The sequence below is a fragment of the Micromonospora sp. NPDC051543 genome (genome assembly GCF_044454415.1).
Classification (GTDB): Bacteria; Actinomycetota; Actinomycetes; order Mycobacteriales; family Micromonosporaceae; genus Micromonospora.
The window spans coordinates 29,111-49,213 of sequence record NZ_JBITDT010000012.1 but is presented as its reverse complement, the minus strand read 5'-3'; the positions used below and the strand labels follow the sequence as shown (position 1 = coordinate 49,213).

Genomic DNA, 20,103 nt, shown 5'->3' with positions numbered 1-20,103 from the left:
CGCCCGCGAGGGAGGGCCCGATGCGTGACGCGGAGCGCCTGATCGAGCAGCAGTACGCGATGCTCCTGCGGCGGGACGTGGCCCGACTGCCGGACCTGTACGCCCCGGAGGCGTTCTACTCCATGCCGGGTGTCACGGTCCGACCGATCGAGCTGCCGGCGCTGCTGCGTACCTGGACGGGGGCCTTTCCGGACCTCCTGGTCGACCCGCTGGGCGCGGTGCGCACGTCCAGCGGCGCGGCCGTGGAGCTGCGCCTCAGTGGCACCCACACCGGCACGTTGCACTCGCCGTACGGCACGGTCGCCCCGACCGGCCGCTCGGTGAGTTGGGAGGTCGCCGACGTGGTCCGGGCACGCCGGGGTCGGATCGTCGCGTGGCGCTCCTACTTCGACTGGAGCCAGCTCCTCGACTCGCTCGGCGTGCAGTTTGACGGCCTCTCCCGGGCGGCGCAGCACGACTCGCTCGCACTTCCGGTCTGATCTGTCGCCGTCCGGCCCGGCCGGGTCACCCGTCCCGGTGGCTCAGGATGCGGACATCGCCGTGCCGTCGGCGCGTCCCCCGCTGCCGCCCGTACGCTCAATATCCATGACCGCCGAGCAGCTGATCTCCTTTGCCCGTGGGGCCCCCTCGCTGGACATCGTCGATGTCGAGGGGCTCAAGGCCGCCGCCGTACGCGCCTTCGACGCCGATCCCGCGGGGGTCACGGCGTACGGCACCTCCGTCGGCTACGTGCCGCTGCGCAAGTGGATCGCCGAGAAGCACGGGGTCGCGGCCGACCAGGTGCTGGTCACCAACGGCTCGCTGCAGGCCGACGCGTTCCTCTTCGACCACCTGATCCGCCCCGGCGACGCGGTGGTCGTCGAGCGGCCCACGTACGACCGCACGCTGCTCAACCTTCAGCGGCTGGGCAGCGAGCTGCACGGGGTCACGGTCCAGCCGGACGGTCTGGACACCGCCGAGCTGCGCAAGCTGCTGGAGTCCGGGGTACGCCCTCGGCTGGCGCACGTCATCCCGAACTACCAGAACCCGGCCGGCGTGACGCTGTCGCTGGAGAAGCGTCGTGAGCTGCTCGACCTGGCCGCCGAGTACCACTTCACGATCTTCGAGGACGACCCGTACGCGGACATCCGCTTCCGGGGCGAGGCGCTGCCGTCGATGCTCTCGATGGACACCCGCAACGTCGTCGTGCACGCGTCGAGCTTCACGAAGACGGTCTGCCCGGGCGTCCGCGTCGGCTACCTGGTCGGTCCGGCGGATCTGATCGCCGACATCGCCAAGAACGCGACGAGCCTCTACATCTCGCCCGGCATGGTGTCGCAGGCGATCGTGCACCAGTTCTGCGTCTCCGGCGACATCGACCGCTCGATCGAGACCGTCCGGGCGGCGCTCGGCGAGCGGGCCCAGGTGCTGGCCGAGTCGCTGCGCCGGCACCTGCCGCAGGCGCGGTTCGTCGAGCCCGACGGCGGCTACTTCCTGTGGGTGGAGTTCCCCGAGGACGTGCTGGTGGACCGGCTCGCCCCGGCGGCGGCCGACCGCGGCGTCGCCGTCGTCAAGGGCAGCGACTTCGTCCTCGACGGCGGGCGGCACGCCCTGCGGCTGGCTTTCTCCGCGGTGACGGCCGACCGGATCGACGAGGGCGTTCGCCGGCTCGCCGAGGCCGTCGAGGCCAGCCGAAGCTGAAAATCTGTCGGGTTTCCGACAAAAAGACGATGCCGGCCGTCCCAGGTCTCCCCAGCGGGCGGCCGGCGGCCCACAATGCTGCGAGCGTCATCCGTCAGGTGTAGCGGAGATCACCGCCCGCCCACCTCGGATCACGCGTGCAGCACAACCCCCGCCCCCACGGGCGCCGGGTGGGCCGTGTCGTCCCTTCACCCCCCGATGCGGCCCGGCCCGCCCGGCGCCGCACCCGCGACCGCCGTCACACCTGCCGATGGCCACCATCGGCGTAGCCTGCAAGCCGCAGGCGAGCGCGGGAGGTGTCGCGATGACGGATCGGGCAGAGCGGGGCCGGACGGCGCCGTTGAACACATCTCGGGTGTTGCGACCCCGAGCCTGGCCGTCCCCGGTTCGGGCGATGACCCGGATGCTCAACGCCGACGGTTCACCACCCACCCCGGCGCCCACCGGCGCCGGGCGTAGCGGAGTGGTCGACTGCGCGCTGTACATCGACGGCAAGCGGCAGCCCGGTGACTGGTCGTACGCCGAGGCGCTTGAAGCCGCACGTCGCGAGGAGCACGGCTTCGTCTGGATCGGGCTGCACCAGCCCGAGCTGGCCGAGATGAGCGCCATCGCGGAGACGTACGGCCTGCACGAGCTGGCCGTCGAGGACGCCGTGAAGGCCGAGCAGCGGCCCAAGCTGGAGCGCTTCGGCGACGTCAGCTTCCTGGTGCTGCGCACGGCCCGCTACTGCGAGCACACCGAGCTGACCGAGACCTCCGAGGTGGTCGAGACCGGTCAGGTGATGCTCTTCATCGGCCCGAACTTCCTGATCAGCGTCCGGCACGGTGACGCCTGCCGGCTCTCCCCCGTCCGGGCCGACCTGGAGACCAAGCAGGAGTTGCTGCTCCAGGGCCCGTGGGCGGTGGCGTACGGGGTGACCGACCGGGTGGTCGACCTCTACCTCGAGGTGGCCGAGCAGCTCGAGGACGACCTGGACCAGTTGGAGGCCGAGGTCTTCGACCGCAACAGCCACGGGCGCATCCAGCGGATCTACCAGATGAAGCGTGAGCTGGTGGAGTTCAAGCGGGCGGTGATCCCCTTGCAGCGGCCGCTGATGAACCTGACCTCCCAGGTCAACCGGGACGTACCCAAGGAGATCCGCAAGTACTTCCGGGACGTGCAGGACCACCTGAGCCGCACGGTCGAGCAGGTGAACTCGTACGACGACCTGCTGAACTCGATCCTCCAGGCGCGGCTGGCCCAGGTGTCCGTCGACCAGAACAACGACATGCGCAAGATCGCCGCGTGGGCGGCGATCGCGGCGGTCTGGACCTCCATCGCCGGCGTCGAGGGCATGAACTTCGAGAACATGCCCGAGCTGAAGATGACGTACGGCTATCCGGTGGCCCTGGCCCTCATGCTCGGCGTCTCGCTGGCCCTCTACCGCTGGTTCCGCCGCAACGGCTGGCTCTGACCGGCCCGCCCGGCGGACGCTGACAGACGCGCGGAGCGCCGGTGCGCGGGGGCAAACCCGCGTCGCCGGCGCTCGTCGCGCTGCTGTCCGGGGTCAGCGGCGGCCGTTGGTGCGGGCGGTGTCCTTGCCCAGCGCCTTGGTGAGGTCGTCGGCCGGGCGTCCCGAAACGTCCGTGGCGCCCTCGGCGACCGACGGAACCTTGTCGGTCGGACGCACACCGGCCGGCTTGGCCGTGGCGGTGGTGCTGGCGCTGTCGCCGCCGGCCACCGCCGAGCTGCCCGCGCCGGTCATCCCGGAGATGGCGGAGCCGTCGGAGCCCTTGGTCGCGGCCGGGGTACGCACCTCGATCGAGTCGACCTCGGTGCGCATCGGCTCCAGGGTGTGGGTCGGGTCGTACTCGGCCCACTCCTGCTGCTCGCGGCGGCGGCGCAGGGCGACCGCGCCGGCCACGCCGGCGATGGCGCCCGCGGCCAGCAGGCCGGTCATCATCGAGCCGCGACGGCGCGGCTGCTTCTTCTTCCCGGTGATCCGCATGGTCTTCGACTTGGCCTTCCTGGTCATCGGCCCTGCCTGCACGGCGCCGTCACGAGCCGCCGCGGCCAGCGGTGCCAGCGTGGTGAGTGTCGTCCCCCAACCGGTCGACGCGCGGTCGCGTACCTTCACCGCGGCCGGCCCGACATAGCCCCGGGCCGCCTGGACCCGCGGGCCGACGGACGCGCCGGCGCCCTTGGCGGCGTGGTTGGCTGCCTGCACCAGGTGGCTGATGCTCTGGTTCAGCTCTGCCTTCGCGAGCTGGCCCTGGGACTTACGCCGCCCGATTCCAAACACGGTCCTACCTCCTGGGAGTTGTTCCTTCGTCATCCTCCACCTTCGGATGCCTCCGCGATGCCAGATCGGGCACATGGGAGGATCCGCATGGAACTGACCAACAAGTGAGGAGTACCCGTGGCCGAGGCTGTCTACGCCACCCTGCACACCAACGCTGGCCCGATCCGGCTGGAGCTCTTCCCGAACCACGCGCCGAAGACCGTCCGTAACTTCGTCGACCTGGCTGAGGGCAACCGGGAGTACACCGACCCGCGCACCGGCCAGCCGGGCAACGGGCCGTACTACGACGGCACCATTTCGCACCGTGTGATCAGCGGTTTCATGGTCCAGATGGGCGACCCGACCGGGACCGGTCGGGGCGGGCCGGGCTACAAGTTCGCCGACGAGTTCCACCCGGAGCTGCGGTTCGACCGTCCCTACCTGCTGGCGATGGCGAACGCCGGACCGGGCACCAACGGTTCGCAGTTCTTCATCACCGTGTCCCCGACGCCGCACCTCAACAACCGGCACACCATCTTCGGCCAGGTCGCCGACGAGGAGTCGGTGAAGGTCGTCGACTCGATCGCGAACACCCCGACCGGCCCGAGCGACCGTCCGCTGCAGGACGTCGTCATCGAGCGGGTCGAGATCGAGCGATCCGCTTCCTGAGCGACCGGCGAGGTACCTTTGCTCGCATGATTGAGCGCTCCGGAGCATCGCGCCGGCCGGCGTCGGTGCGTCGCGCGGTGGCGGACGGAGGGTCGAGCCGGTGAGCGAGTCCCCGCCGACCACCCCGGTCTGCTACCGGCACCCCGGTCGGGAGACCTACGTCCGGTGCACCCGCTGCGACCGGCCGATCTGTCCGGAGTGCATGCGGGAGGCGTCCGTCGGGCACCAGTGCCCGGAGTGCGTCAACGAGGGTCGTCGTAGTGTCCGGCCGGCGCGTACCGCCTTCGGTGGCGGTGCCGCCGGCCGGCACGGCTACGTCACCAAGGCGCTCATCGCTCTGAACGTGTTGTTCTTCCTGCTCTCCGTCGCCTCCGCCCGGTCCTTTACCGCGGTGCTGGGCGGCTCCGGCTTCGGCGGGCTGGCCGGCGACGGAACGCCGCTGACCCGTTGGGGTGGCGTGCTCGGCTACGCCCCGTACGTTGCCTTCGGCCCGCTGCACGGTGTCGCGGCCGGCGAGTGGTACCGCCTGGTCACCGCCATGTTCCTGCACTACGGCGTGTTCCACCTGCTGCTGAACATGTGGGCACTGTGGGTGCTCGGGCGGGAGTTGGAGGGCGCGCTCGGGCGAGCGCGTTTCCTCGCCCTCTACCTGATCGCGGGGCTCGGGGGCAATGTCGCCGTCTTCCTGTTCAGTGCCCCCAACGAAGGCCCGACCGTCGGCGCGTCGACGGCCACCTTCGGGCTCTTCGCCGCGATCTTCGTGATCATGCGTCGTCTCGGCCTGAACACCTCGGCGATCGTGCCGCTCCTCGTCATCAACCTGGTCTTCACCTTCGCCGTGCCGGGCATCTCGAAATCCGGGCACATCGGTGGCCTGGTGGTCGGCGGGGCGATGGCGGCGGTGCTCGCGTACGCGCCACGGGAGCGGCGCACGCTGGTGCAGGTCGTCGGCGGCTCGATCATCCTGCTGATCCTGCTCGCCGTGGTGATCTTCCGAACCGTGCAACTGCTCAACTGACCGGGCGGGCGGCCCGCAGCGCCACGGCCACCTCCTCCGGGGTGGCCCCCAGGTCGTACCTGCCGAACAGGTGCAGCGACTCGCCCGCGTCGATCTCCAGGACCTCGCCGGTCAACCCCAGCCGTTGCCGGCGGTCCACGGTGATCGCCTCGACCGTCGACCAGGGCAGCAGCAGCCGGCCGGCGAAGCCGCGGATGACGGTGAGCCCCGCCGGGTCGACCGCCAGTCGGACCGGCGCCACCAGGTCGCGTACCGCCCAGACCGCCAGCGCGGCGGCGGCCACACCGGCCACGACCAGCCGCACCGGGTCACCGTCGGCGAACAGCAGGCCGAGGGCGACCAGCAGAACGGCACCGGCGAGCTTCGCCGCAGGCAGGGTCGACGGCACCCGCCACTGCCGCACCGTGGAGATCTCATCCATCCGACCAGCATGCCCGGGGGCGGACGGCCGGTCCACCGACGACGTAGGATCGGGACAGCCCAAGTTACCGGGGAGTAAACATGAGTGACGCGGTCATCGTCGGCGCGGTACGCACCCCGGTCGGGCGACGCAAGGGTGGTCTCGCCGGTGTCCATCCGGTCGACCTGTCGGCGCACGTGCTGCGCGCCCTCGCCGAGCGCACGGGGCTCGACCCGGCGCAGGTCGACGACGTCTTCTGGGGCTGCGTGTCCCAGGTCGGCGAGCAGTCGTGGAACATCGCCCGCAACGCCGTCCTCGCCGCCGGCTGGCCGGAGGCGGTGCCCGGCACCACGCTGGACCGGCAGTGCGGCTCCAGCCAGCAGGCCCTGCACTTCGCCGCCGCGACCGTGCTCTCCGGCCAGGCCGACCTGGTGGTCGCCGGTGGGGTGGAGTCGATGACCCGGGTGCCGATGGGTTCCAGCGTGGCGGACGGCCTGCCGTTCAGCGACCAGCTCCGCGCCCGCTACCGGGGCGTGGAGGGCTTCGCGGACGACGCGCCGCTCCCCTTCAACCAGGGCGTCGGGGCCGAGCTGATCGCCCGGCGCTGGCGCTTCTCCCGTACGCAGCTCGACGAGTTCGCCCTGGCCAGCCACGAGAAGGCCGCCGCCGCGCAGGACGCCGGGGCGTTCGACCCGGAGATCGCCGCAGTACCCCTCGACGACGGTGGCACGGTCGCGGCCGACGAGGGCATCCGCCGGGACACCTCGCTGGACCGGCTCGCGGAGCTGCCCACCCCGTTCCGCGCCGACGGTGTGGTCACCGCCGGCTCCGCGTCGCAGATCTCCGACGGCGCCGCCGCGCTCGCGGTGACCACGTCCGACTGGGCCAGTCGGCACGGCCTGCGCCCGCTGGCCCGCATCCACACCGCGGTGGTCGCCGCCGACGACCCGGTCACCATGCTCACCGCGCCCATCCCGGCCACCGCGAAGGCGCTGCGCCGCGCGGGGCTGGGCATCGAGGAGATCGGGGTGTACGAGGTGAACGAGGCGTTCGCCCCCGTACCGCTCGCCTGGTTGGCGGAGACCGAGGCGGACCCGGAGCGGCTGAACCCGCGTGGCGGGGCGATCGCCCTCGGGCATCCGCTCGGTGGCTCCGGCGCCCGGATCATGACGACGATGTTGGCGCACATGCGGGACAACGGAATCCGCTACGGCCTGCAGACCATGTGTGAGGGCGGCGGCATGGCCAACGCCACGATCGTCGAGCTGGTCTGATCCGCCCCGGAAATGCTCTCGCCGGGCTCGGGCACGCGGCCTAGGGTGCCCATCGTGACGACGATCGCCGACGAGCGCGCTCCCGACTGGTCCAGCGTGCAGTGGCAGGAGCAGGCCCGGTCCTGGGTCGACGAGCGACTCGCGGGCACCGGACGGCGGGTCAGTGGGCCGGTCGAGCCCCGGGTCCGGCCGTGGTCGCTGGTCTGGCGGGTGCCGACCGACGACGGGCCGGTCTGGTTCAAGGCCAACAACTCCGGCACGACGCACGAGGCGGTCCTGATCGCGACGCTGGCCGCGCTGACGCCTGCGCGGGTGCTGGCCCCGATCGGGGTGGACCGGGAACGGGGCTGGTCGCTGCTTCCCGACGGCGGGGAGACGCTGCGCGACGTGCTGGGCCGCGACCCCGACCTGACGCACTGGGAGCGGGCCCTGCCGGGGTACGCGGCGCTGCAACTCGCCACCGCGTCGCGCGCCGACGAACTGGTCGCCCTCGGCGTGCCGGACCACCGTCCGGAGGTGCTGGCCGGGCTGCTCGCCGACCTGCTCGACGACTCCGAGTCGCTGCGCGTCGGCGCGGAGGGCGGACTGACCGTCGAGACGTACGAGCGGCTGCGGGCGGAGGTTCCGGCGTACGCGCGGCGGTGCCGCCGGCTCGCGGACATCGGCATCGAGGCGACCGTTCAGCACGACGACCTGCACGACGGCAACGTCTTCGCCGGGCCGGCCGGGTACCGCTACTTCGACTGGGGCGACGCCTCGGTGGCGCACCCGTTCGGCACGCTGCTGGTGACCCTGCGCTCCATCCGGTACGCCACCGCGCTGTCCGCCGATCACGCCAGCCTGACCCGGCTGCGCGACGCCTACCTGGAGGCGTGGACCGACCGTTACGACCGCCGCACCCTCGTCGAGGCCGCCGACCTGGCGATGAACCTGGGCGCGGTGAGCCGGTCGCTCTCCTGGCGGCGGGCCCTCGACACGACCGACCCGGCCCGCGCGGAGTACGCCGAGGCGGTGCCCGGGTGGCTCGCCGAGCTGTTCGCCGCCACCCCGCTTCAGCCCGAAAGCTGACCGGCATCCGTCGAGGTCGGAAATCGGACAGGCAGTGCGACGGGCCGGCGTGGAACTTCCAAAAATTCGCCGTGACCCACATCACCCCGCCGGGGAGGTCGTTGGGCAGGTCATGGACGTCTTCTCCCGAACGTTCCTCCCGGCCGCCACCGAGGCCGGCCTCGCCGTGCAGACCGTGAGCCGGCACATGCCGGTGTTCCGTCGCTGCGTCGGCTCCGGTGACGCGACCATCCTCGTCACCCGTTGCAGCCGCCCCGACCGTCCGGTCACCGGCGACTACCTGCTGCTGCTCACGCACCGCCGACTGGTGGTGACCCAGCAGACCCGACTCCTGCACCGGCTGCGCCTGCACCTCAACACCGAGCTGCGCGAGCTGAGCAACGTCACGTGGAGCCCCGACCCGCGGCTGCACTCGGTCGAGCTGGCTGCCACCGCGATCGACGGGATCCGCGAGCGGTTCCTCATCCGCACCAACCACCCGAAGCAGGTGTGGCAGCTGGACGCGCTGCTCAACCACGCCTTTCGGACCCGTCTGCGGGCACCCCGCGAACGGGTTCTCGCCACCATCGGCGACACTCCCGCCCCCGTACGGCCCAGCGTGTTCCGTCCCGCCGTCGCACGCTGACGCCGTACGACCCCCGCCTTTACCGAACTCGAACACGTACCGATCGCGCCGAGCCACCGGGTCGGGAATCATGGGCCGGTGACTCTGGAAACGCCGCACCGCGGACTCGTCCTCGTGGTCGAGGACGAGCCGGCCATCGCCGACCTGGTACGGCTCTACCTGGGCCGCGACGGGTTCGGCGTCCACCTCGAACGCGACGGTGAGGCCGGCCTGAACGCGGCCCGCCGGCTGCGCCCGGTGGCCTGCGTCCTGGACATCGCCCTGCCCGGCCTTCCCGGCACCGAGATCTGCCGACGGCTGCGCGAGGCCGGCGACTGGACGCCGGTCATCTTCCTCACCGCCCGCGACGACGAGGTCGACCGGATCGTCGGGCTGGAACTGGGCGCCGACGACTATGTGACGAAACCGTTCAGCCCGCGCGAGCTGGTCGCCCGGGTACGCGCCGTGCTGCGTCGCTCCGCAGGTGGCCCGGAGGGTGCGGAACGCCCGCGCGTCGTCGGCCCGGTGACCCTCGACCCGGCCCGCCGGACGGTCACCGCCGGGGGTGTACCGGTGCAGCTCACCTCGACCGAGTTCGACCTGCTGGCCCATCTCATGGCCCGGCCGGGGCGGGTCTTCACCCGCGAGGAGTTGTTGGCCGGGGTCTGGGGATACGCCGCGCACGCCGGCACCCGCACGGTGGACGTGCACGTCGCCCAGGTACGCGCGAAGCTCGGCCCGGCCAGCGTCATCCGCACCCACCGCGGCGTGGGGTACGCGGTCGATGCCTGAGCAGTCGGTACGCGTCGAGTCGCCGACCATGGCGCTGCCGGTGGTCGGTGACCGCCAGTCGGCCGCCCCCCGGCGTCGCCGGTACGGCCGGACCCTGACCGCCCGCGCGGTGCTGGTCACCTGTGCGGTGGCACTGGTGTCGGTGCTGGTCACGGCGATCGTCGCCGTGCCGCTGGCGATCCGGGGCGCGGAGCGACGCGATCAAGACGCCCTCGCCGCCCAGGCGCGACTCGCCGCCGAGGTGCTGCGGACCCGGCTGGACCGGGGACGCGCCGCCGACGAGGAGCGGCTCATCCAGCAACTCCGTGACCAGGGCATCGACGCGTACCTGATCCGGCGCGGGACGGTCGACCGGTCGGGGCTGCCGCCGCGCGTGGTGCAGCGGATCGGGCAGGGCCGCAACGTGTCGGCCCGCCGGTCGGTCAACGGTCACCGCGCCCTGGTGGAGGGCCGCGCGCTGCCCGGCGGCAACGGGGTGGTGCTCTCCCGCGCCACGTCGGACGGGCTGTGGGTGCAGGTGCTGCTCAGTCTGTGGCTGCCGCTGCTGGCCGGGCTGGCCGCCGGTGTGGTGGCCGGTCTCCTGTTGGCCCGCCGGCTGGCCCGGCCGATCCGCGTCGCGGCCACCGCCGCCGCCCGGCTGCGCGCCGGGGACCGCGCCGTACGGGTGCCGGTCGAGCCGCCGGACGAGGTCGCCGACCTGGCCGAGGCGTTGAACGGTCTGGCCGCCGCACTGACCACCAGCGAGGGCCGGCAGCGCGAGTTCCTGCTGTCCGTCTCGCACGAGCTGCGCACCCCGCTGACCGCGATCCGGGGGTACGCCGAGGCGCTGGCCGACGGGGTGATCGACGCGGACGGCAGCGCCGACACCGGCCGGACCATGCTGGCCGAGGCCCAGCACCTCGACCGGCTGATCGGCGACCTGCTGGCGCTGGCCCGGTTGGAGGCCGCCGACTTCCCGCTGGAGCCGGTACCCGTCGACCTGACCCGACTGGCCGCCGACGCGGAGCCCACCTGGTCCGGCCGCTGTGCCGCGGTCGGTGTGCCGTTCCACCTTCAGACGCCCGGTGGGCCGGTGTCCGCGTACACCGATCCGGGTCGGATCCGGCAGGTGCTGGACGGGCTGTTGGAGAACGCGCTGCGGGTCGTACCCCCGGGCGCGCCCGTGGTGCTCGCGGTCCGGCCGGTCGGCGCGGACCCGGCGGACGGCGGTGTGCTGGAGGTCCGCGACGGTGGGCCCGGCTTCACCGACGACGACCTGGCGGTGGCGTTCGAGCGGGGGGCGCTGCACGAGCGGTACCGGGGGGTGCGCAAGGTGGGCAGCGGGCTCGGGCTGGCGCTCGCCGCCGGGCTGGTGCGCCGGCTCGGTGGGGAGATCGTCGCGGGTCACGCGCCCGAGGGTGGGGCCGCCTTCACGGTCCGGCTGCCCGGTGATCCTTACCGGACCCGAACATCGGCCTGACGGTCCGCTCGTCCTTCCCGGGGAGGCTGAAGGCTCCACGGACGAGAGGGAGAGTCATGCCACGTTGGGGATTCGTCACCGGCACCACGGCACTGTTCGCAGCGGTGGTGCTCGGCGTCAGCGGATGCGGCGCGGCCGAGGTGGCCAGCCAGCCCGCGCGGGACGCGGCGGTCGAGGTTGCCGCCGCGATGGGTGTGGAGGGCCAGGCGCTCACCGCGATGGGCTTCGACGCCAACGACCTGGACGTGCAGAACGTCGCCGCCCCGGCGACGCCCGAGCCCTCCCCCTCGGCGGCCGAGAAGGGTAAGCAGAAGCGCGGCGAGGAGTGGCGTAAGCGTCGCCAGGCCCGCGTGCTGCTGCGGAAGAACACCCTGCACGGCGAGGCGGTGGTGCAGACCAAGGAGAACGGCACGCAGACCGTCGCCGTCCAGCGTGGCGCGGTGACCGCCGTCGACGGCGACTCGATGACCGTCAAGTCCACCGACGGTTTCACGATGACGTGGACCTTCGGCGACGACCTGCGCGTCGTCGAGAAGCGGGCGACGGTGCAGCCCAGCGAGGTGAAGGTCGGTACGACGGTCGGCGTCGCCGGCACCAAGGACGGGGACAAGGGCGTCGCCCGGCTCGTCCTCATTCCGCGCGCCAAGTAGCCGAGAGCGAGGGGCCCCGCACGTCGTACGTGTGGGGCCCCTCGCCTGTCGTCGTTTCAGCGGCCCGGAGGCAGGGCGTAACCGACGTAGTCGCGGAACTCCAACCGCCATCCGGCCGGGACCAGCTTGGCGCAGGTCGGTTGGCTACCGGTGCAGACGATCGCGTCCACCGAGGCCGGGTCGGCCGGCGGTCGCTCCGGCAGGACCGACTGCAACGACACCAGATCCGGCGAGCCGCCGTCCGGCTGGCGCAGCAGCAGCCACCATGGGTACTCCCAGTCGTCGTTCCGCTCGACCAGACCGATCCGGCGCGCGCCGCTCTCGCGGACCGCCGCCGCGGCCCAGCGGAACTCGTCGGCCCACTCGGGCCGGCGCAGGAACCGGGTGTCCCAGTCCGAGGTGGTGAAGACCGAGCCCGAGCCGACGAGCCGGCGCGGAAAGCCGTACGACAGCGCGAGCACTCCGGCCAGCGCCGAGGTGGCGAGCACGACGACGACCGCCCCGGCGGCCACCGAGCGCCGCCTCCGACCCGGGTGGGCGGGCTCCGGCGTCCGGTCGGCGTGGCGGCGCAGGAGCGCGTCGAGCCAGCGGCCGGCGAGCGGGACGGCGAGCACCAGGGCGTAGAGGATGAGTCGGTTGCCCCACGGCTGCCACTTGATCATCGAGGTGTGCAGCAGCACGGCGGCCAGCACCACCACGGCGTACGCCCGCAGCGGCCCTACCTGAGCGGGATCGATCCGGCGCGGGCGGACGAGCGCGACCAGCGCGCCGAGCAGCGCCACCGACCCGGCGATCGGGAACGCCACCCGATCCTCGTCCGGGTACCAGGCCGGCACCGGGAACACCTCCCGGCCGAAGGTGATCGCCCGGTCCTGGGGGTCGACGCCGATCGCCTCCGCGCCGCCGATGATTGCGTCCGCGCCGGCGGTTCGCAGCGGCGCGATCGGGGTGTCGAAGGCCGTGTGCCCGATGCGCAGCGCGTTGACCAGGATCGAGGCCGGGTCGTGCCGTTCCATCGGGATCGACTCACGCAGCCGGGGCGGACCCAACGGGTGCCCGAACTCGGCCGTCACCCGGGCCAGGAACGGGCCGACGACCAGCGCGGCCACCGCCAGGATCAGCACCGAACCGGTGACGACCCGGAACACCGGCCGCGCCCGACCGGCCGTCGACCCGACGGCCGCTGAACCCGCGTCCGCTGTCCGACCGACCGCCTCGGTGGCCGATGCTCGGTCGGCCAGGGCCAGCCGGAGCTGGGCCAGACCCCAGAGCACCAGCAGCGGGCCCACCGCGATCAGGCCACTGGTCTTGGTCACCGCGGTCAACCCGGTGGCCGCACCCAGGCCGAGCACGGTTCCCCAGCCGGTCCGCCGACGCAGACCGTCCAGCGCGAGGGTCGCCGCGCACGCCACCCACGCCGCGCAGACCAGGTCGGTCTGCGTGCTGGTGGCCTGTAGCGCGACCATCGGGGTGCTGGCCAGCACGAACGCGGTGATCAACTGGGCTCGCCGGCCGCCGCCGAGCTGCGCGGTGATCCGGGCGGCCACCAGGAGGCAGAGCACTCCGGCGGCCCACTGCACCAGGTTGTGCAGCGCGTCGCCGCCGGTGAGCAGGCGCAGGTGCAGTAGTAGGTACTCCGCACCGGGCGGGATGGTCACCTGCCGGTGGATGGCGGTGGGCCAGAAGTCGAGGTCGCCCTGGGCCACCCAGTGCTCGACCTTCGGCAGGTGGTACGTCTGCGAGTCGAAGTTGTTCGGCTCGGCCAGCAGCGCGATCAGCAGCTCCACCAGCACCAGGCCGCCGATGCCGCCCGCGAGCAGCCGTTCACCCCGACCTGCCGTACGCCAGCTCTCGGTTGCCCGGGCGAGCAGTCTGGCGCGTACTCGATTCGGCTGGACCGGTGCGGCCTCCCGCCCACCCACCGGGCCGTGGTCGACGGCCGGGGCGGGTGTGTCCGGGGTGGCGCCGGCGGGCACCGCCGCGCCCACCGGCACCGGCTGCGGTGTCGCGGCGGCCGCCGGTGTGGCCGGGGTGTCGCGACGCCGGCGCAGAGCGACCGCCGTCCCGGCGGCGACGAGGAAGAGCAGCCAGGCGACGACGAACGCCGGCCGGGTCAGCGCGTGCAGCGCGCCGAGCACCTCGACGACGAGCACCGCGTACGCCCCGGTGAGCAGCGCGGCGCGCACCGCGGCGAGCCGGGACGGGGCCAGCGGAGAAGTCCCGCGTGGCTTCGCCGCGATCGTGAGCAGGAGCACCGAGGCGGCGGGGAGCACCGCGAGCAGGGAGCCGGCAGCCGACATGGCGGGAAGTAAACACCATCGGGCTGATACCGCCACGCCGGCTGTCCGACGGTGGCGGCCACCGTTGGGCTGACCAGCCAGGCTAGGCTATGCCCGACGTGTTGTCGCCACCGTGGAGATTCCCGTGAAGCTCTCGATCCTCATGCCGGTCTACAACGAGGAAGAACGCATCGCGGATGCCCTCAAGCAGGCATTGGCGGTGGACTACCCCTGCGAGATCGAGCTGGTCGTGGTCGACGACGGCAGCCGCGACGGCACCGGCGAGGTCCTCGGTCGCGCCGACGACGCGCGCCTGCGGGTGATCACGCACCAGCGCAACGCGGGCAAGGGCGCGGCCATCAAGACGGCGGTGGACAGCGCCGAGGGTGAATACATGGTCATCCTGGACGCCGATCTGGAGTACGACCCGCAGGACATCCCGAAGCTGCTCGCCCCGGTGCTCGACGGGCGGGCCACGGTCGTCTACGGCAATCGCACGTTCGGCAGCCACAGCGCCTACAGCTTCTGGTACGTGATGGGCAACAAGGGCGTCACGATGGCGGCGAATGTCCTCTTCAACTCGTACATCGGTGACCTGGAGACCTGCTTCAAGCTGATGCCGGTGGAGCTCTACCGGTCGCTGGAGGTGCGCTCGCGGGGCTTCGGCATGGAGGCCGAGGTGACGGGCAAGCTGCTGCGCCGCCGGATCCGCCCGTACGAGGTGCCGATCAGCTACCGGGCCCGGGGCCGCGAAGAGGGCAAGAAGATCACCTGGAAGGACGGCGTCGAGGCGATCTGGATCCTCGGTCGCGAGCGCGCCCGCCGTCGCCCGGCGGTCTCGTCCGCTCGTTGATCGCCGGTAATCTTGAGTTGAAGTCCACTTCAACTCAAGGACCCGGTGATGCAGGACGCGTTGACGATCGGTGAACTGTCCGTCCGCTCCGGCGTGGCGCCGTCCGCGCTGCGCTACTACGAGCGCCTCGGCCTGATCCGCGCCGACCGCACCGGCGGCAACCAGCGCCGCTACGCCCGCGCCGAGCTGCGGCGGGTCGCCTTCATCCGGATCTCCCAGCAGGTCGGCGTCTCACTCGACGAGATCCGCGACGCGCTGGAATCGCTGCCCGGCAGCCGTACCCCCAGCCCGCAGGACTGGGAGCGCCTCTCCGCGAGCTGGCGCGGCCGGCTGGACGAGAAGATCCGACTGCTCACCAAGCTCCGCGACGACCTCGACGGCTGCATCGGCTGCGGCTGCCTGTCGATGCAGCGCTGCATGCTCTACAACCCCGGCGACACCCTCGCCGCACAGGGCCCCGGCGCCCGCCTCATGCTGCCGCCCGCCTCATCCGACGGTGAGTAGCACCTTCCCGACGTGGTCGCTCGACTCGACCAGCCGGTGCGCCTCGGCCGCCTCGGCCATCGGCAGCCGCCGGTCCACCACCGGGCGGACCGCGCCAGCCGCGACCAACGGCCACACCTCATCGCGTACGCCCCGCACGATCGCCGCCTTCTCGGCCAGCGGCCGGGAGCGCAGCGCGGTCGCCGACACGCTGGCCCGCTTGGTCAGCAACGCGCCGAGATCGAGTTCGGCCTTGCGGCCACCCTGCATCCCGATCACCACGAGCCGGCCGCCGGTGGCCAGCGCGGACACGTTCCGCCCCAGATAGGACGCGCCCAGAATGTCGAGGATGACGTCCGCGCCGTGGCCGTCGGTGGCCTCGCGGACCTCCTCGACGAAATCCTGGTCCCGGTAGTCGATCGTGTGCGAAGCGCCCAACTCGCGCAGCCGACCATGCTTCGTGGTCCGGGCGGTCGCCAGGACCGTGGCGCCGAGCGCCGCCCCGAACTGGATCGCGAACGTGCCGATCCCACTGCCGCCGCCGTGCACCAGCAGCGTGTCACCCGTTTCGAGCCGGCCCACGCCCACCACGTTCGACCAGACCGTGCAGGCCACCTCCGGCAGCGCCGCGGCGTCGACCAGGTCCACGCCGGCCGGCACCGGCAGCAACTGGCCGGCGGGCACTGCCACGCGCTCGGCGTACCCGCCACCGGCCAGCAGCGCGCAGACCTCCTGGCCGACCGCCCACCCGGTCACCTCCGCGCCGACCGCGTCGATCACCCCGGAACACTCCAGACCGAGGTACGCGGGCGCGCCCGGCGGCGGCGGATAGTGCCCCTGCCGTTGTAGCAGGTCGGCGCGGTTGACCCCACTGGCCCGCACCCGGACGATCACCTCGCCCGGGCCGGGCTCGGGATCGGGCACCTCGGCCCAGACCAGCGCGTCGGGTCCACCAGGCTGCGGAACGGTGATGGCTCGCATCCCCCCAGTCTCACCCGCCGCGCCCCCCGCCGCAGACGCACCCCCGCAGCGGCGGCCCGCCGGGCTCGGTTGCCCCGGCTTGCGGGAAACCGGGCGGTCCCCGGGCTTGGTCAACTCGGCTTCCGCGAAACCGGGGTATTCCGGCGCGCGGGACGCCCCGGTTTCAAGGACGTCGAGTCGATCAAAGCCACAGTGGACGCTGGAGCTGCCGCCTGGCCGGCGCTTTTCGGGGAGGGACGCCGAGCCGGCCGCCGGGTGCCGTGGCAGACTGTTCACGGCCGCGCACCCACGGGTGCCGGTCCGGGAGGGTTCGCCTAGTGGCCGATGGCGCTGGTCTTGAAAACCGGTAAGGCAGCGATGTCTTCGTGGGTTCGAATCCCACACCCTCCGCACACGCCGCGCTGCCGTCAGGCCGCCGGCAGGTAGCTGGCGATCCAGTCCCTCAGTCGGTTCCGCACCAGCGGATGCACGTCAACCATCTCGATCCGCTCCGCGACCACTGCCGGATCGACGAGCCCGGCCCGGATCAGCGCGTCGGCGAAGGCGTGGTCCTTCTCCCGGCCGGCCACCAGCTTGGACACGACGCAGTCGTGCGGTTCGAGCGTGTAGCCCCGCCCCGGGTGGGTGCTCTGAGACTCCACCAGGACCAGCCGATCCCGCCAGCCATCGGGCAGCCTCGCCGTCGACACGCTCACGCCCTGGGCGTAGTAGCCGTTCGTCTCGTGGAACAGCGAAAGCTCGCCGATGGCACCGTCGACCTGGTCAGCCTTCCGATCGTCGGGATCGTCAAAGAACGCCACGTCGACCTCCATCGAGGCGGTGGCTTCGAGCGGAAGTCTGCTCTCCGGGATGGCCCCCAGGACCGACTGGCTGCCGATGACGAGGACGTCCGGGTCTCCGACGATCTGGCACGCGGACCGCAGGACATGCTCCAGTTGCTCGCGTCTCACGCCACTCGCCCCCAGCCGCTGCGCCTGAAGGAGTCGAGAACCTTCGTGCGCTGGGGCTGCGAGAGGACCCCGGCGAAGGGCGAGTTCTGTCGTAGCTCCACAGCTTCCGGGTCATCCGAGGTCAACGTCTTGAGGACGGCACCCACACCCTCGTTGATCTTGTCCTGCCAGCGCCTGAGCCAGACTTCGGTCATGGTTCCCTGGTGTTGCCGCAGGAGTCGATCAAGATTTTCCCCGGCCTTGTTCAGTACCGCGTCCGGGTCGGTGACCAAACTCCCCGCTATCGCCTGGTGCAGCCACAGTGACTTGAGCTGATCACGAGTCAGTTTCGGCTTGGGGTGCAGCAGCGCCTCGACATGTTCTCGCCGGAGCCGTCGATGCGCGCCGACCTTCACAAACGGCAGTTCGCCACGCTCGCACAGGTTGACCACCTGCTGGCGCGACGTCCCCAGCAGCTTGGCAACCTGACCGGTGGTCAGAAGGTCGTCACCCGTAGTCGACACAGGTGAAGCATGCGCCGCAAACGCCAAAAACACAAATAACTTCATCGCGCTCCGCTGGTCAGCCGCTGTCAGTCGGAGCTTCGGCTCGTACGTCTCGTCCACGCCTCGTAGCCGAGTAGGGCGGCGAGGAACGCGGTCAGCAGGCCGAGGGCGGTCAGGGCCGGCAGGTGTCGGCCGACGGGGAGCAACAGCAGCGCCACACCGGGCGCGAGGAACTGCTCGGGTCGTACGCACCGGACGCTGAGGACGAGGAAGGTCGCCCGGCCCGCGAGGTACAGGGCGGTTCCGCCGAACAGCGCGGTGGCCGGGATCCACCCCAACCTGCCGTGCCCCAGCTCGGCCAGCACCTCCTCGACTCCCAGGGCCACGTAGATCGTCCCGGCGAGCAGGGGGAGGTGGGCGACGCTGTAGGCGTTGCCGGCGACGAACCCGCGCCGTAGCCCGGACCGGGTCGTTAGCGCTCGGCCGGCGTTTCCCGCGCTCGCGAAGTACAGCCAGTAGAGGCCTCCCGTCACACTGAGAGTGAGCAGGCCCGCCACCAGCGTCTGCCCGCGGATCATCTGGGTCCCGACACCGGCGCTGACCGAGATCAGGGACTCGCCGAGCGCGATGATCACGACGAGGCCGTGCCGCTCGACGAAGTGACCGGGGCTGCGTACCGGCCATCCGCTCAGGAGCAGGGCGAGCACCCCGCCGCTCATGTCGACGAGGAGCGCCGCCGCCCAGAGCAGGATCTGCGGGGTGCCGCCGAACGCGGCGCCGAGGACGAGCGGGATCCAGGACAGCGCGGTGGTGAAGGCGTAGAGCCGGACGGTCCGCAGCATCCGGGGGTCGTCCGAGGCCACCCAGTGGAAGAGGATGAACTGAATCGTCCGCACCACGACGTACGACAGCACCAGGATCAGTCGCGGCATCGTCGTACCCGGGCCGGTCTCCCAGACCTCCGGGATGACGAGCGCGATGAGGAAGATGGCCCCCATCGCGACGGTCACGCCAGCGCAGCTCGGCCCGACGTCGATTCGGACGGAGTTGCCGAGCCAGGCGTACACCAGCCAGGAGTTCCACAGCAGCATGAGGACGAGCAGTCCCTGCACCAGGGTCACCGGCGCGGGCCGTTCGCTCATGAACGAGGTGACCCGGATGAGCCCGAAGACGAGTACCAGGTCGAAGAAGACCTCGAACAAGGTCGGTCGGTGGGTCTCCGCCGTGACCACTGGCCGCGCCATCCGGTCATCTTCACCGTCCGAGCGGGCGGCGTCCGGTGCCTGGCCCTCCGGTCACCCCCGCGGGTCTGCGGCTACCTACCCTCGGGCTCGTCCCGTCGGGCTTCGCGGATCGTCGTGTCGGCGAGTCGTTCGACGGCGCGTCGACGCTCCTCGGCGAGCGCCCGCTCGTCCGGTCTGCGCAGGACACCGACGACGGCGACCAGAAAGTCCCGCCAGATGCTGAACAAGAAATTCCCCCCGTGGAACGCTTCAGGGGCACCACCCTAGCCCGCTCCCGTGATCCGGCACACCCCGACCAATCGGTCGTTCCACGCCGTGGAAAGGGGTATGAAGAGGCTGGTATCTGCCCACTCCGGAAGGACGCGTACCGATGACCCTGGAACGACCGATCGCCCCGGACCCGTACGAGCTGCTGCCGACCGTTCCCTCGTTCACCCTGACCAGTGACGACGTGCAGAACGGCGAGCCGATGGACGTCCGGCACGCCCACGGCAGCGCCGGCGGTGAGAACGTCTCGCCGCAGCTCACCTGGTCGGACTTCCCCGCCGAGACCAAGAGCTTCACCGTCACCTGCTACGACCCGGACGCGCCGACCGGCAGCGGCTTCTGGCACTGGGTGCTGGTGAACGTGCCGGTCGACGTCACGCAGCTGCCGACCGGTGCCGGGGGTGCGGCGGGCACCGATCTCGGTGGAGCGTTCTCCGTCCGCAACGACTACGGCGAGCAGGGCTACGGCGGCGCGGCGCCGCCGCCCGGTGACCGCCCCCACCGGTACGTCTTCGCGGTGCACGCCCTGGACGTCGACCGCTTGGACGTGACCCCCGACGCGAGCCCCGCCTACGTCGGCTTCAACCTGACCTTCCACACCCTGGCAAGAGCGGTAATCCGCCCCACCCACCAGACCAAGGAGTAACCCCACCGCGCCGATCTTGCACTTTCTGCGCTGACATACCC

The 20,103-nt window shown here is 71.8% G+C and carries 22 protein-coding genes and 1 tRNA gene; 15 read left to right on the top strand and 8 right to left on the bottom strand.

What is annotated here, in order from left to right:
* Positions 1–20 precede the first annotated feature (20 nt).
* From ACIA3K_RS22185 to corA, 3 genes are all read left to right on the top strand, one after another.
* Positions 21–479 (top strand): ester cyclase, encoded by a 459-nt coding sequence (locus ACIA3K_RS22185; RefSeq protein WP_396803375.1) that lies wholly within the window; start codon positions 21–23, stop codon positions 477–479.
* Between the two features lie 106 nt (positions 480–585).
* Positions 586–1,680: a PLP-dependent aminotransferase family protein gene (locus ACIA3K_RS22180; RefSeq protein ID WP_396803373.1), complete on the top strand. Its 1,095-nt coding sequence runs from the start codon at positions 586–588 to the stop codon at positions 1,678–1,680.
* Positions 1,681–1,984: 304 nt separating this feature from the next.
* Positions 1,985–3,133 (top strand): magnesium/cobalt transporter CorA, encoded by a 1,149-nt coding sequence (gene corA, locus ACIA3K_RS22175; protein ID WP_396803371.1) that lies wholly within the window; start codon positions 1,985–1,987, stop codon positions 3,131–3,133.
* Between the two features lie 93 nt (positions 3,134–3,226).
* Here corA and ACIA3K_RS22170 read toward each other — a convergent pair whose 3' ends face one another.
* A complete protein-coding gene (locus ACIA3K_RS22170; protein ID WP_396803369.1) occupies positions 3,227–3,994 on the bottom strand; it encodes a hypothetical protein in 768 nt (255 codons plus the stop codon).
* A gap of 84 nt (positions 3,995–4,078) precedes the next feature.
* Between ACIA3K_RS22170 and ACIA3K_RS22165 the strand changes: the two genes are divergently transcribed.
* Both ACIA3K_RS22165 and ACIA3K_RS22160 read left to right on the top strand, forming a co-directional pair.
* The gene (locus ACIA3K_RS22165) at positions 4,079–4,609 is read left to right on the top strand and encodes a peptidylprolyl isomerase (RefSeq protein ID WP_030331635.1); all 531 of its coding nucleotides are present in this window, start codon (positions 4,079–4,081) and stop codon (positions 4,607–4,609) included.
* A gap of 100 nt (positions 4,610–4,709) precedes the next feature.
* The gene (locus ACIA3K_RS22160; protein WP_396803367.1) at positions 4,710–5,627 is read left to right on the top strand and encodes a rhomboid family intramembrane serine protease; all 918 of its coding nucleotides are present in this window, start codon (positions 4,710–4,712) and stop codon (positions 5,625–5,627) included.
* Here ACIA3K_RS22160 and ACIA3K_RS22155 read toward each other — a convergent pair.
* Positions 5,620–6,048 carry a PH domain-containing protein gene (locus ACIA3K_RS22155; protein WP_396803365.1) on the bottom strand — a complete coding sequence of 143 codons (429 nt, stop codon included), beginning with the start codon at positions 6,046–6,048 and terminating at the stop codon, positions 5,620–5,622. The two genes, ACIA3K_RS22160 and ACIA3K_RS22155, sit on opposite strands and share 8 nt — an antisense overlap.
* Before the next feature lie 80 nt (positions 6,049–6,128).
* Here ACIA3K_RS22155 and ACIA3K_RS22150 point away from each other — a divergent pair, with 80 nt between their 5' ends.
* The 6 genes from ACIA3K_RS22150 (at position 6,129) to ACIA3K_RS22125 (ending at position 11,874) form a co-directional block, all read left to right on the top strand.
* Positions 6,129–7,301 carry an acetyl-CoA C-acyltransferase gene (locus ACIA3K_RS22150; protein ID WP_355048690.1) on the top strand — a complete coding sequence of 391 codons (1,173 nt, stop codon included), beginning with the start codon at positions 6,129–6,131 and terminating at the stop codon, positions 7,299–7,301.
* Between the two features lie 54 nt (positions 7,302–7,355).
* Entirely contained in the window at positions 7,356–8,369 is a 1,014-nt protein-coding gene (locus ACIA3K_RS22145) for an aminoglycoside phosphotransferase family protein (RefSeq protein WP_396803363.1), read from the top strand.
* Between the two features lie 112 nt (positions 8,370–8,481).
* Positions 8,482–8,994, top strand: a complete 513-nt coding sequence (locus ACIA3K_RS22140; protein WP_355048692.1) for a hypothetical protein — start codon at positions 8,482–8,484, stop codon at positions 8,992–8,994.
* A 78-nt stretch (positions 8,995–9,072) separates the two neighbouring features.
* Positions 9,073–9,765: a response regulator transcription factor gene (locus tag ACIA3K_RS22135; RefSeq protein ID WP_396803362.1), complete on the top strand. Its 693-nt coding sequence runs from the start codon at positions 9,073–9,075 to the stop codon at positions 9,763–9,765.
* A 28-nt stretch (positions 9,766–9,793) separates the two neighbouring features.
* Complete coding sequence (locus tag ACIA3K_RS22130) at positions 9,794–11,224, top strand: histidine kinase dimerization/phospho-acceptor domain-containing protein (RefSeq protein ID WP_396803667.1); 1,431 nt, start codon at positions 9,794–9,796, stop codon at positions 11,222–11,224.
* Between the two features lie 56 nt (positions 11,225–11,280).
* Entirely contained in the window at positions 11,281–11,874 is a 594-nt protein-coding gene (locus ACIA3K_RS22125; protein ID WP_396803361.1) for a hypothetical protein, read from the top strand.
* A 56-nt stretch (positions 11,875–11,930) separates the two neighbouring features.
* Here the strand turns inward: ACIA3K_RS22125 and ACIA3K_RS22120 are convergent, their stop codons facing one another.
* Positions 11,931–14,174, bottom strand: a complete 2,244-nt coding sequence (locus ACIA3K_RS22120) for a hypothetical protein (protein WP_396803360.1) — start codon at positions 14,172–14,174, stop codon at positions 11,931–11,933.
* A 124-nt stretch (positions 14,175–14,298) separates the two neighbouring features.
* On the opposite strand from ACIA3K_RS22120, the gene ACIA3K_RS22115 reads away from it, so the two are divergent.
* Together ACIA3K_RS22115 and soxR are read left to right on the top strand one after the other, a co-directional pair.
* The gene (locus ACIA3K_RS22115) at positions 14,299–15,006 is read left to right on the top strand and encodes a glycosyltransferase family 2 protein (RefSeq protein WP_355240514.1); all 708 of its coding nucleotides are present in this window, start codon (positions 14,299–14,301) and stop codon (positions 15,004–15,006) included.
* Between the two features lie 48 nt (positions 15,007–15,054).
* Positions 15,055–15,510, top strand: coding sequence for a redox-sensitive transcriptional activator SoxR (gene soxR, locus ACIA3K_RS22110; RefSeq protein WP_396803359.1), 456 nt, complete (start codon positions 15,055–15,057; stop codon positions 15,508–15,510).
* On the opposite strand, the gene ACIA3K_RS22105 is transcribed toward soxR, so the two are convergent.
* Complete coding sequence (locus ACIA3K_RS22105; protein ID WP_396803358.1) at positions 15,493–16,470, bottom strand: NAD(P)H-quinone oxidoreductase; 978 nt, start codon at positions 16,468–16,470, stop codon at positions 15,493–15,495. The genes soxR and ACIA3K_RS22105 overlap by 18 nt on opposite strands.
* Before the next feature lie 303 nt (positions 16,471–16,773).
* Between ACIA3K_RS22105 and ACIA3K_RS22100 the strand changes: the two genes are divergently transcribed.
* Positions 16,774–16,860, top strand: a tRNA-Ser gene (locus ACIA3K_RS22100).
* A 17-nt stretch (positions 16,861–16,877) separates the two neighbouring features.
* Here ACIA3K_RS22100 and ACIA3K_RS22095 read toward each other — a convergent pair.
* The 4 genes from ACIA3K_RS22095 to ACIA3K_RS22080 form a co-directional block, all read right to left on the bottom strand.
* Positions 16,878–17,420: a DUF6036 family nucleotidyltransferase gene (locus tag ACIA3K_RS22095; RefSeq protein ID WP_396803357.1), complete on the bottom strand. Its 543-nt coding sequence runs from the start codon at positions 17,418–17,420 to the stop codon at positions 16,878–16,880.
* Positions 17,417–18,025, bottom strand: coding sequence for a helix-turn-helix domain-containing protein (locus tag ACIA3K_RS22090; RefSeq protein ID WP_396803356.1), 609 nt, complete (start codon positions 18,023–18,025; stop codon positions 17,417–17,419). Before ACIA3K_RS22090 ends, ACIA3K_RS22095 begins: the two co-directional genes overlap by 4 nt.
* Positions 17,992–19,149: a low temperature requirement protein A gene (locus tag ACIA3K_RS22085; protein WP_396803355.1), complete on the bottom strand. Its 1,158-nt coding sequence runs from the start codon at positions 19,147–19,149 to the stop codon at positions 17,992–17,994. Before ACIA3K_RS22085 ends, ACIA3K_RS22090 begins: the two co-directional genes overlap by 34 nt.
* Positions 19,150–19,220: 71 nt before the next feature.
* On the bottom strand, positions 19,221–19,376 hold the full coding sequence (locus tag ACIA3K_RS22080) for a hypothetical protein (RefSeq protein ID WP_396803353.1): 156 nt from the start codon (positions 19,374–19,376) through the stop codon (positions 19,221–19,223).
* A gap of 143 nt (positions 19,377–19,519) precedes the next feature.
* Between ACIA3K_RS22080 and ACIA3K_RS22075 the strand changes: the two genes are divergently transcribed.
* On the top strand, positions 19,520–20,062 hold the full coding sequence (locus tag ACIA3K_RS22075; RefSeq protein ID WP_396803352.1) for a YbhB/YbcL family Raf kinase inhibitor-like protein: 543 nt from the start codon (positions 19,520–19,522) through the stop codon (positions 20,060–20,062).
* Positions 20,063–20,103: the final 41 nt, after the last annotated feature.